At 64.6% G+C, this 10,858-nt stretch carries 9 protein-coding genes and 2 rRNA genes (1 of these 11 only partly in view); 7 read left to right on the top strand and 4 right to left on the bottom strand.

Going from position 1 to position 10,858, the window contains the following annotated elements:
- Both BGI51_RS01895 and rrf read left to right on the top strand, forming a co-directional pair.
- Positions 1 to 455 (top strand): 23S ribosomal RNA (locus BGI51_RS01895) (it extends 2,437 nt beyond the left edge of the window).
- Positions 456 to 613: 158 nt separating this feature from the next.
- A 5S ribosomal RNA gene (gene rrf / locus BGI51_RS01890) occupies positions 614 to 729 on the top strand.
- Between the two features lie 496 nt (positions 730 to 1,225).
- Here rrf and cmoB read toward each other — a convergent pair.
- From cmoB to lon, 4 genes are all read right to left on the bottom strand, one after another.
- Positions 1,226 to 2,194 (bottom strand): tRNA 5-methoxyuridine(34)/uridine 5-oxyacetic acid(34) synthase CmoB, encoded by a 969-nt coding sequence (gene cmoB, locus BGI51_RS01885; protein ID WP_187980143.1) that lies wholly within the window; start codon positions 2,192 to 2,194, stop codon positions 1,226 to 1,228.
- On the bottom strand, positions 2,191 to 2,928 hold the full coding sequence (gene cmoA, locus BGI51_RS01880) for a carboxy-S-adenosyl-L-methionine synthase CmoA (protein WP_133862842.1): 738 nt from the start codon (positions 2,926 to 2,928) through the stop codon (positions 2,191 to 2,193). The genes cmoB and cmoA overlap by 4 nt, the downstream gene beginning before the upstream one ends.
- A 63-nt stretch (positions 2,929 to 2,991) precedes the next feature.
- Positions 2,992 to 3,384 carry a protease inhibitor I42 family protein gene (locus BGI51_RS01875; protein WP_187980142.1) on the bottom strand — a complete coding sequence of 131 codons (393 nt, stop codon included), beginning with the start codon at positions 3,382 to 3,384 and terminating at the stop codon, positions 2,992 to 2,994.
- 61 nt (positions 3,385 to 3,445) lie between these two features.
- Positions 3,446 to 5,836, bottom strand: coding sequence for an endopeptidase La (gene lon, locus BGI51_RS01870; protein ID WP_187980141.1), 2,391 nt, complete (start codon positions 5,834 to 5,836; stop codon positions 3,446 to 3,448).
- Between the two features lie 228 nt (positions 5,837 to 6,064).
- Between lon and BGI51_RS01865 the strand changes: the two genes are divergently transcribed.
- The 5 genes from BGI51_RS01865 to BGI51_RS01845 all read left to right on the top strand — a co-directional run bounded on the left by BGI51_RS01865 (position 6,065) and on the right by BGI51_RS01845 (position 10,821).
- Complete coding sequence (locus BGI51_RS01865) at positions 6,065 to 6,730, top strand: methylamine utilization protein (protein WP_252977187.1); 666 nt, start codon at positions 6,065 to 6,067, stop codon at positions 6,728 to 6,730.
- The gene (locus tag BGI51_RS01860; protein WP_187980140.1) at positions 6,714 to 9,032 is read left to right on the top strand and encodes a putative bifunctional diguanylate cyclase/phosphodiesterase; all 2,319 of its coding nucleotides are present in this window, start codon (positions 6,714 to 6,716) and stop codon (positions 9,030 to 9,032) included. Before BGI51_RS01865 ends, BGI51_RS01860 begins: the two co-directional genes overlap by 17 nt.
- A complete protein-coding gene (locus tag BGI51_RS01855; protein ID WP_187980139.1) occupies positions 9,029 to 9,880 on the top strand; it encodes a DUF3034 family protein in 852 nt (283 codons plus the stop codon). The genes BGI51_RS01860 and BGI51_RS01855 overlap by 4 nt, the downstream gene beginning before the upstream one ends.
- Complete coding sequence (locus tag BGI51_RS01850; protein WP_187980138.1) at positions 9,880 to 10,305, top strand: group I truncated hemoglobin; 426 nt, start codon at positions 9,880 to 9,882, stop codon at positions 10,303 to 10,305. Before BGI51_RS01855 ends, BGI51_RS01850 begins: the two co-directional genes overlap by 1 nt.
- A 78-nt stretch (positions 10,306 to 10,383) precedes the next feature.
- On the top strand, positions 10,384 to 10,821 hold the full coding sequence (locus BGI51_RS01845; protein ID WP_187980137.1) for a DNA methylase: 438 nt from the start codon (positions 10,384 to 10,386) through the stop codon (positions 10,819 to 10,821).
- Positions 10,822 to 10,858: the final 37 nt, after the last annotated feature.

Here is a 10,858-nt window from a genome sequence, read left to right as displayed (position 1 = left end):
AACAGGCTGATACCGCCCAAGAGTTCATATCGACGGCGGTGTTTGGCACCTCGATGTCGGCTCATCACATCCTGGGGCTGAAGCCGGTCCCAAGGGTATGGCTGTTCGCCATTTAAAGTGGTACGCGAGCTGGGTTTAGAACGTCGTGAGACAGTTCGGTCCCTATCTGCCGTGGACGTTTGAGATTTGAGAGGGGCTGCTCCTAGTACGAGAGGACCGGAGTGGACGAACCTCTGGTGTTCCGGTTGTCACGCCAGTGGCATTGCCGGGTAGCTATGTTCGGAAGAGATAACCGCTGAAAGCATCTAAGCGGGAAACTTGCCTCAAGATGAGATCTCACTGGAGCCTTGAGCTTCCTGAAGGGCCGTCGAAGACTACGACGTTGATAGGTCGGGTGTGTAAGCGCTGTGAGGCGTTGAGCTAACCGATACTAATTGCCCGTGAGGCTTGACCATATAACACCCAAACAATCTGACCGCGTGTCAGAGCGTGAGGAAGACGACGCCGAAAACGGCGCGTGGGTTCGCAAGACCCAAGACGAGTTGTCTACTTCGATCACAGACCCAATTGGGCCAGCCAGGCAGCCTCATCGCCTGGTCAGCCAACCGAATTGCTTGACGAACATAGAGCATTGGAACCACCTGATCCCTTCCCGAACTCAGAAGTGAAACGATGCATCGCCGATGGTAGTGTGGGGTTTCCCCATGTGAGAGTAGGTCATCGTCAAGCGCCTAACACCCAGCACCCCCGCTCAGTTCACTCTGGCGGGGGTGTTGTCTTTGGGGCGAGGAAAGTTTGACCGGGCGTCAGGGGCTTGAGGACTGGGAGCAGCTAATTGGCTAGCGGACGCCTGAAGCCGCGTGGCTGAGGTTGCCCTCACCCTAGCCCTCTCCCGGGGGGAGAGGAGACCAAAAGGGCGCGGCGGCGGCGTTGGAGCAGTGCCTGCTAGGCAGGTGCTGCTTTACGTCCGCAAGAGCCCAAGAGCCACAACAGCCCGGCTGCGCCGGGCTGTTGGGTTGGAAGCGCAGCACAAAATCATCGTAGGTTGGCGCTGAGCGTAGCGAAGCCCAACAATCAAATCCGCTGCAGGGATCAAGCGAGCGGCGGCAAGGCGGTGAGGGGGTCAAGGCTGGAGTATGGATGTTGGGCTTCGCTAGGCTCAGCCCAACCTACCGCATCTTTACGCGAGCAAGAAAAAGCCCGGCATTGGCCGGGCTTTTTGCGTTCAGGGTTTGCGGGCGATCAGGGTCGCGCGCAGGGGGGCGGGGAGGCCTTCGACGGTCAGGCTGGGATCTTCCGGGTTCAGGAAGTCCGGTAGCGACTGGAAGCCCATCCATTCGGTGGAGCGCTGTTCGTCTACGGTCGTGGGGGTAAGGTCCACCAGGCGGATGTCCCGATAGCCTGCGCGTTGCAGCCAGAGTTGCAGCGCGGCCGCGGAGGGCAGGAACCAGACATTACGCATCTGGGCATAGCGGTCTTCGGGAACCAGGACGGTGGTGGCATCGCCCTCAACGGCCAGGGTTTCCAGGACCAGCTCACCGCCGCTGTCGAGGCAGTTCTTCAGGTCCAGCAGGTGGTCGATGGGCGAGCGCCGATGGTAGAGCACGCCCATGGAGAAGACGGTATCGAAGCCGCCGTCCAGTGCGGGCAGTTCTTCCAGGGTCAGTGGCAGGTGCCAGGTCGGCAGGTCGGGCAGATAGCGCCGCAGGGCCTGGAACTGGCAGTGGAACAGCCAGTTGGGATCGACGCCCAGGACCAGGCTGGCTCCAGCACCGAGCATGCGCCACTGGTAGTAGCCGTTGCCGCTGCCGACATCCAGGACGCGTTTGCCCTGCAGATCCAGGTGGGGGGCGACCCGGTCCCACTTCCAGTCGGAGCGCCACTCGGTGTCCAGATGGAGATCGAACAACTGGAAGGGCCCCTTGCGCCAGGGCCGCAGTTGCAGCAGTGCCTCGCGCAGGACCTGGTGCTGCTCAGCGGTAGGAGCGCCGGCGAGGCGCACGGCCTCATGCAGGTCGACAGCTGCTACAGCGATTTCGGGGAGCGCATCGATACCCGCTTGCCAGCGCTGCAGATCGCCATGGCCACGGGCGTACTTGGCGGCCAGGACGGCTTCGAGGGACTGGGACCAGATGGCCAGCGGGGTATCCGCTAGCGCCTGTTGCAGGTCTGCGAGGTAAGGGGGCTGGGTCATGGCAGGGCGATCAGGGAGGTGAAGTTGAGGCACTGGAACCAGGGTTCGACGGTGGTGAAACCGGCGGCCTGCAGGCGTGCCCGGTGTTCGGCCAGGGTGTCGGTGAGCATGACGTTTTCCAGCGCGGTGCGTTTCTGGGCGATTTCCAGTTCGCTGTAGCCATTGGCTCTCTTGAAGTCCAGGTGCAGGCCGTTGAGCAATGCCTGGGTTTGAGCGTCCGGGAACCGGATCTTTTCCGACAGCAACAGGGCTCCTCCTGGCAGCAGGCTGTTGCGCAGACGGCTGAGCAGGCCCAGGCGCTGCTCCGGCGCGATGAACTGCAGGGTGAAGTTGAGCGCGATCACCGAGGCCGATGCGAGCGGAACCTCGAGGATGTCACCTTCCACCACTTCGACCGGCAGCAACTCCTCGTGCATCGAATCCTGGGCGCTGAGGTATTCGCGGCAGCGGGTGACCATAGCGGTGGAATTGTCGATGGCCACCACCCGGGTACCCTCGGCGCGGACATGACGGCGCAGGGCCTGGGTCACGGCGCCCAGGGAGCAGCCGAGATCATAGAGGCGGCTGTTGGGCTGGGCGAAACGCGCCGCGATGACGCCAAGATTCTCGACGATGGTGGGATAGCCCGGCACGGATCTCTTGATCATGTCGGGAAAGACGCGCACCACGTCTTCGTTGAAGGTGAAGTCGGCAGGAGGCTGCGGCGACGCGAACAGGCGGTCGGCTTCGCTCATGGGCGGTACCTGGAAAATCGAAAGGGGGCATTGTACCCCCGGCAGGCACTGCAGGACGTGGCTTCAGCGGATTTCGATACGGCAGTCGAAGCTGGCCTGGGGCTCGGCTTCGGCATCCCAGGGCTGGCGGGCCTGGAGTTCGAGATGGGCGCTGCCGGCGTTCTGCGCGCGGAAGCGCCAGAGGGACTGACCGGCGCTGCCAATGCCGCCCTGATCCTGGCGCTGTTCGCGAAAGACTTCCGGGCCGAGTTGCCTGAGGTTGTCGCTACGCTGGAGGATGCTCCAGCGATAGCCGCTGGTGGGATCGCTGGGCAGGGTCAGGGTCAGTTCCTGGCCCGTGTGCATGGCCAGCGGAGTGCAGTCGCTGTCGTCGCCCAGGATGAGGTTGCCACTCGGCTGGGTACTGCTGCAGCCGGCCAGGAGCAGACAGCCGCAGAACAGAAGACGGTTGGACATGAAAACCTCCGGGGTATGACGGCAAAACGCAGAGCATACCCCAAGAGATTGGCCGGTCAGACTAGAAGAGCACCTTGGCCACGTCGGCGAAGCGCTTGGCGAAGTGGACGGTCAGCCCTTCCTTGAGATAGGCGGGCAGCTCTTCGAAGTCACCACGATTGGGCTCCGGCAGGATCAGTTCGCTGATCTTCTGCCGTCGCGCGGCGATGACCTTTTCCCGTACCCCGCCGATGGGCAGTACCTGACCGGTGAGGGTCAGCTCGCCGGTCATGGCCACGTTCTTCTTCGGCGCCTGGTTGCGGGCCAGCGACAGCAGGGCGGAGGCCATGGTGACGCCGGCGCTGGGGCCGTCCTTGGGCGTGGCGCCTTCGGGGACGTGCAGGTGGACGAAGGCCTGGTCGAAGAAATTCGGATCGCCCTTGAAGTCCTTGAGGTGCGCGGTGACGTAGCTGTAGGCGATCTCGGCGGATTCCTTCATGACGTCACCCAGCTTGCCGGTGAGCTTGAAGCCGCGATTCAGGGTATGGATGCGCGTCGCCTCGATCGGCAGGGTGGCGCCGCCCATGCTGGTCCAGGCCAGGCCGGTGATGATGCCGACTCCGGACAGCACTTGCTCCTTGCGGAAAGGCGGTATGCCGAGGTAGTCCTCGAGATCCGAGGCACCGATCTTGACCTTGAGCTTGGGATCCTCGATGAGCCTGACCACCGCCTTGCGCACCAGCTTGCCCAGCTGCTTCTCCAGCTGGCGCACGCCGGCTTCGCGGGCATAGCCCTCCACCAGGGCCTTGAGGGCACTGTCGGTAAGCGTCAGGCGATCCTTGGGCACCCCGGCCTTGTCCAGCTGCTTGGGCCAGAGGTGGCGCTTGGCGATGGCCTGCTTCTCCTCGGCGATGTAGCCGGAAAGGCGGATGACCTCCATGCGGTCCAGCAGGGGGCCGGGGATGGAATCCAGGGTGTTGGCGGTACAGACAAACAGCACCTTGGACAGGTCCAGGCGCAGATCCAGGTAGTGGTCGAGGAAGTCGACGTTCTGCTCCGGATCCAGGGTCTCCAGCAGCGCCGAGGCCGGATCGCCTTGGTAGCTCTGGCCCATCTTGTCGATCTCGTCGAGCATGATGACCGGATTCATCACCTTGACGTCGCGCAGCGCCTGGACGAGCTTGCCGGGCATGGCACCGATATAGGTGCGCCGGTGCCCCTTGATCTCGGCTTCGTCCCTCATGCCACCCACGCTGAAGCGATAGAAGGGGCGGCCGAGGGATTCGGCGATGGATTTGCCGATGCTGGTCTTGCCCACCCCGGGCGGACCCACCAGCAGCACGATGGAGCCGGTCACCTCACCCTTGAAGGCGCCCACGGCGAGGAATTCGAGGATGCGATTCTTGATGTCATCGAGCCCGGCGTGGTGGCGGTCGAGTACCTTGCGCGCGTGCTTGAGGTCGAGCTTGTCCTGGCCGTGGACGCCCCAGGGCAGATCGGTGGCCCAATCCAGGTAGTTGCGGGTGACACCGTATTCCGGCGAGCCGGTCTCGAGGATGGACAGCTTGTTCAGCTCGTCCTCGATACGCTTCTGCGCGGCTTCGGGCAGGCTCTTGCCTTCCAGACGCTGGCGGAAGCTTTCGATGTCGCTGCTGCGATCGTCCTTGGTGATGCCCAGCTCCTGCTGGATCAGCTTGAGCTGCTCCTTGAGGAAGAATTCGCGCTGGCGCTCGTTGATCTTGCGATTGACCTCGGCGGACAGCTCCTTCTGCAGGCGGGCGACCTCGACCTCCTTGCGCAGCAGCGGCAGGACCTTTTCCATGCGCTGCAGCATGGGCACGGTATCGAGCACCTGCTGCAGTTCGTCGCCCGGCGCGGTGGTGAGGGCGGCGGCGAAGTCGGTCAGCGGCGAGGGGTCATTGGGGCTGAAGCGATTGAGATAGTTCTTCAGCTCTTCGCTGTAGAGCGGATTGAGCGGCAGCAGCTCCTTGATGGCGTTGATCAGCGCCATGCCGTAGGCCTTCACCTCGTCGCTGGGATCGGGGTTGGGGCGCAGGTGCTCGACCTCCACCAGGTAGGGCGGGCGCTGCCGGCGCAGCCAGCCGCGGATGCGCACCCGCGACAGGCCCTGGGCGACGAACTGCAGCTTGCCGTCCTGACGGGTGGCATGGTGAATGCGCACCAGGGTGCCATGCTGCGGCAGCTGGTCGGGATCGAAACCCTCGGCATCGCCGGGCTGCTGCTCCATGTAGAACAGCGCCAGGCAGTGGTGGTCGGTCTTGGCCACCAGTTCCAGGGTTTCCGCCCAGGGCTCTTCATTGACGATGACGGGCAGGACCTGGGCCGGGAAGAAGGGCCGGTTGTGGATGGGAATGACGTAGAGCTTGTCGGGAAGATTCTGGCCAGGCAGGACCAGGCCGGTCTGACCGGCTTCTTCGCTGAGAATATCCGCTTGATTGTCCTGATCGCTCATTGGCGTACCTTGGGCTTGGATGTGAGGCCAACATGGGGCGAGGGTGGCGCTTTTTCAACGCAGGCAAAGACCTGTCCTTCTTGACCGCCGGGTACCGCTCGAAGTGCGACGACCGGGACCGAGCCTGGCCACCGCGACGATAAAGATTCCTCCGGCACTGCCGCTAAAGCTGAAGTCACGCCGCGAAGCCGGCGAGAGTTTCCCAGGGCGCGTGGTGGAGAGCAGCGGGTGAATAAGCATTGGTTGGTAGCGGGATGGTTGGCTTTGGGCCTGGGAGCTGCGCAAGCGGCCGAGGTCGCGGTGCAGGTGGTCGATGGTCAGGGGGCGCCCCTGGCCGATGCCGTGGTGATGCTGTCGGGCCAGGGCCTGGTGCCCGAGCGGCAGCCCGCGGCCATTGATCAGCAGAATCGGCGATTCGTCCCCCATGTCCTGGCGGTGGCCACCGGGACGGCGGTGAGCTTTCCCAATACCGATGACATTCGCCATCAGGTGTATTCCTTTTCCAGTCCCAAGCGCTTCGAACTGCCGCTCTACCACGGGCTTCCCAGCACACCGGTGGTGTTCGACCAGCCCGGCGTGGTGGTGGTGGGCTGCAACATCCATGACTGGATGGTGGGTTACGTCTACGTGACCACCGCCGGGCGCTCCGCGGTGACCGACAGTCAGGGTCGCGCCCGACTGGAGGCGCCGGACGGTCATTATCAGCTGGCGCTCTGGCATCCCGACCTCAGCGACAAGCAGGAGGTTGCCCAGCCTGCGCTGGACGTGGCGGGCAAGCCGGTGACCCTGAAACTCCAGCTGGCGGTCCAGCCGAAGCCGCAGCCTGCGGAACCGGCGAGCTCGGCTTTCGAGGATGCCTTCCACAAGGCCACGCACGATGAAGCTCATCCATAGTTTCCAGACCCGCATCGCCGGTAGCCTCTTCCTGCTGATGCTGGTGGTCATCACCCTGGTCTATCTGACGGTCAAGGCTGCCACCGAGGCCAGTGCCGTGCGCCAGTCCTATGACCAGCTCGACACTGGGGCGCGGGTATTCCGCCAGGTGCTGGACGGCCGCTGCCGCCGGCTGAACGATGCCGTGCGAGTGCTCGCCGCCGATTTCGGCTTTCGCGACGCCGTGGCCAGTGGCGATGTGCCGACGCTGAGGTCGGTGCTGGCCAACCACGGCGCCCGGGTGGGCGCGGGCGATACCTACCTGCTGGATCTGGACGGCCGGCTGATCGCCAGCACCGTGGCGGCGCATAGCGAAGGCGAGCGTCTGCCCGTTGCCATGGCGTCGGGCAATGACGGCAGTTGCGTGCTGGCCGGTACCGGCCTGCCGCAGTTGCGGGTCACGGTGCCGGTCCGTGCCCCTGTGCCCATCGCCCAGGTGGTGATGAGTTTCGCCATGGATCAGACCATGGCCGAGGAGTTTCGCTCGCTGATCAATCTGGACGTGGTGTTTCTCGGCGAAGCCGCGCTGATGGCCAGTACCCTGCCGGAGCAGGAGGGACGGCTGCTGCTGCATGAGCTGGTGACTTCACCCCAGGGCAGCGACATCTGGCAGCTGACCCTGGGCGGCCGGCTCTATCAGGTCAAGCGGCTGACCCTCGGGACCGCCGATCATCCGGTACAGGTCTATCTGCTGCGTTCGCTCGACGTGGCCATGGCCGAGTTCGAACCCCTGCTCAGGCAACTGGCGCTGATCGCCGGCGGTGCCCTGCTGGCGGCCTTGCTAGGTGCGCTCTGGCTTGCGCGCAACCTGGCCCAGCCGCTGCGGCAGCTGTCGGTGATGTCATGGCGCATCGGTCAGGGAGATTATGGGGTCAAGGTGGAGGTCCAGCGCCGTGACGAATTCGGCCGGCTGGCACAGGTGCTCGAAGAGATGCGCCAGGGGATCGCCGAGCGCGAGCAGCGGCTCAACCACAATGCCCTGCATGACGCCCTGACCGGTCTGCCCAATCGCATCCTGGCCGAGGAGCGACTGCGGGTCTTTATCGCCACCCAGTCCCAGGTGTCGCTGCTGTACCTGGGGCTGGATGGCTTCCAGGCGATCAACGAAAGCGCCGGGGTCGCCGGGGGTGATCGCATCCTCCGGATGGTGGCCGAGCGGGCCCAGGTGCTGCTGGCCGGGCGCGGCTGCGTGTCGCGCCCGGTAGGCGACGAATTTCTCGTGCAGTTCTGTCGCGTCGGCCTGGAAGGCGCGGTGGGTCTGGCCGAGCAACTGCGCCTGTCACTGGCCGAACCCATCGAATGGGAAGGCCAGCTGTTTCGGCTGAGTTGCCGGATCGGCGTCGTCGAGTATCCCCGCCATGGCGATGATCCGACCCTGCTGATCGAGCGCGCGCGCAGTGCCATGCTCGATGCCGGCCAGGTGCCGGATCGCCTCCGGGTCTATGATGAAGGTCGGGATGCGGCCCAGCAGCGGCGTCTGCAACTGGTCCACGACCTGCCGCTGGCGGGCGAACGGGGTGAATTGATGCTGGTGTTCCAACCCAAGGTGGCCCTGCAGGGCAATGGGCCGCACCAGGCCGAGGTGCTGCTGCGCTGGCGCCATGCCGAGCTGGGCATGGTCTCGCCGGGTGAATTCATTCCCCTGGCCGAGCACAGTGGCAGCATGGCCGGACTCACCCGCTGGGTAATCCAGGCGACTATCCGGCAGCTGGCGCTCTGGCAGACCCAGGATCGCGAGGTAAAGGTATCGGTGAACGTTTCGGCGGTCGACCTGGCCGATGCCCGCTTGCCCGAGCGCGTCATGGGCTGGCTCGATGACGCCGGCGTCTCGGCGCGGCAGCTGACCTTCGAGATTACCGAGAGCGCCATCATGGACGATCCCGAGGCGGCCATCGCGCTGCTGACGCAGCTGTCCGTGCTGGGCATCCGGCTGTCGGTGGACGACTACGGTACCGGGCATGCCTCCCTGGCGCACCTGAAGCGGCTGCCGGTGGACGAATTGAAGATCGACCAGTCCTTCGTGAAGGAACTGGCGCCGGGCAACGATGACGCCGTCATCGTCCGCTCGACCATCGAGATGGGCCACAACCTGGGCCTGGAAGTGGTCGCCGAGGGGGTCGAGGAAGCCCGGGCCCTGGCGCTGTTGCGCAGTTGGGGCTGCGATGTGATCCAGGGTTACTACATCAGCCGCCCGGTGCCGGCCGCGGAATTCGAGGCCTGGATGGAGCGGCAGAGCCAGCCGGTGCTGGAGGCGTTGTCATGAAGCACGGCTGGCTGCTGGCTGGCCTGCTGCTGGCAACCGCTGCCCAGGCCGACGGCGGCAAGCTGCTGGCCACCGGCGGCGCCAGCAGTCTGGAAGGCGCGGCGGGCGGCGGTATCACGCCCTGGGCGGTGATCGGTGGCTATGGCGAAAGCGGCCAGCCCGGCGCCACGGCCTTTGCCACCCGGGTGTGGACCGGTGACTACCGGCTCGATGCGGCCGGCGTGGCGGTGGCCTACGACAATCGGGTGGAAGTGTCCTATGCCCGCCAGCGCCTGGACATGCCGACCCTGCGCCGCTTGATGAAGCTTGAGGAAGACAGCCTCAGCCAGGACATCGTCGGCGCCAAGGTGCGCCTGGCGGGCGATCTGATTTACGACCGGCTGCCGCAGCTAGCCGTGGGGGTGCAATACAAGCATCAACGGGATTTCGGCATTCCCGCTGCCGTGGGCGCGCGGCGCGACAGCGATGTCGAGGGCTACCTGGGCGCCAGTCGGCTGTTGCTGGGCGGTGCCTTCGGCTACAACCTCTTGCTCAACGTCGGTCTCAGGTACAGCCGCGCCAACGAGATGGGGCTGCTGGGCTTCGGTGGTGACCGCAACGACAGCCGTCAGTGGCTCAAGGAAGGCTCGGCCGCGGTGTTCTTCAATCCGCGCTGGGCGGTAGGCATGGAGTATCGCGAGAAGCCGCAGAATCTGTCCTTCACCCGGGAGAGCGACTGGGTGGATACCTTCGTCGGTTACTTCCCCAACAAGCACCTGTCGCTGGTGCTGGCCTATGCCTGGCTGGGCGAGATCGCCACCCTGGACGATCAGCAGGGTCTCTATCTGTCGCTGCAGGGGAGCTACTGATGCAGGGGAAAACGCTGGTACTGGCGGCGCTGCTGCTGATGCTGGGGTGCACGCCTCAGCCGCCGACGGGTGATCGGCTCTATCAGGAGCTGGGTGGCCAGCCCGGCATCACCCGGATCGTCGAGGGGATGCTGCTCAATGTGGCGCGTGACGGGCGGATCCGGCACTACTTCGCCAACGTCGATATCGCGCGACTGCGCAGTCTGCTCATCCAGAAATTCTGCGTCGATGCGGGCGGTCCCTGCCGCTATGAAGGGGCGAGCATGGCCGAAAGTCATCGCGGTCTGAATCTGCAACCCGCCGACTTCAATGCCCTGGTGGAAGACCTGCAACTGGCCATGCAGCGTGAGGACGTTCCGGAGCGGGCGCAGAATGCCCTGCTGGCACGCCTGGCCCCACAGCGCGGCCAGGTGATACGCCAGTAGTCTGCCGGCCGTCGCCGATGTCGAACCCCAGGCGGTGGAGAGCCTTCCTAGGCAAGACGCCTACGCGAGGGATACGGCTTGAGCAAGACGACTTCGGCGGCCGATCTCGGCCTGACGCTGGAGGTGGACGACGAATCGGCGCTGTTTGGCTGGTTCCTGGCGAGCTACCTGTTCGGCAAACGCATCTCCCAGGGTATCGCCGCCCAGGCCTGGACGGTGCTCTATCGCACCTATGGTCGCGACACGCCGCGCAAGCTGCTCAATCTGAGCTGGCGGCAATTGGTCGGCTATCTCGGCGAAGGGCATTACCGGCGTTATGACGAGAGCACGGCCACGCGTCTGCTGGACGTCTGTCTCCATCTACAGGAGGAGTATGGCGGCAGCTTCGTGAGATTGCGCGACGCCAGTTCGGACCGTGCGGATTTCGAGGCGCGTCTACAGCGGCTGAAAGGGGTCGGGCCCAAGACCTGTGAGATCTTCATGCGCGAAGCAGGGCCGCTATTATTTCCTGACTGAATGCACACCGCCGGCACGGGGCCGGCGATGGTCAGGA

The organism is Pseudomonas oryzihabitans (assembly GCF_014522265.1).
GTDB lineage: Bacteria > Pseudomonadota > Gammaproteobacteria > Pseudomonadales > Pseudomonadaceae > Chryseomonas > Chryseomonas aestiva.
Note: the sequence above shows the minus strand (reverse complement) of the source record. Positions and strands in the feature narration are given on the sequence as shown.

What these genes read in the sequence shown, in the direction of transcription:
- cmoB (WP_187980143.1), bottom strand. Translation starts at nt 2,194, where the DNA reads ATGACCCAGCCCCCTTACCTCGCAGACCTGCAACAGGCGCTAGCGGAT.
- BGI51_RS01875 (WP_187980142.1), bottom strand. Translation starts at nt 3,384, where the DNA reads ATGTCCAACCGTCTTCTGTTCTGCGGCTGTCTGCTCCTGGCCGGCTGC.
- lon (WP_187980141.1), bottom strand. Translation starts at nt 5,836, where the DNA reads ATGAGCGATCAGGACAATCAAGCGGATATTCTCAGCGAAGAAGCCGGT.
- BGI51_RS01860 (WP_187980140.1), top strand. Translation starts at nt 6,714, where the DNA reads ATGAAGCTCATCCATAGTTTCCAGACCCGCATCGCCGGTAGCCTCTTC.
- BGI51_RS01850 (WP_187980138.1), top strand. Translation starts at nt 9,880, where the DNA reads ATGCAGGGGAAAACGCTGGTACTGGCGGCGCTGCTGCTGATGCTGGGG.
- BGI51_RS01855 (WP_187980139.1), top strand. Translation starts at nt 9,029, where the DNA reads ATGAAGCACGGCTGGCTGCTGGCTGGCCTGCTGCTGGCAACCGCTGCC.
- cmoA (WP_133862842.1), bottom strand. Translation starts at nt 2,928, where the DNA reads ATGAGCGAAGCCGACCGCCTGTTCGCGTCGCCGCAGCCTCCTGCCGAC.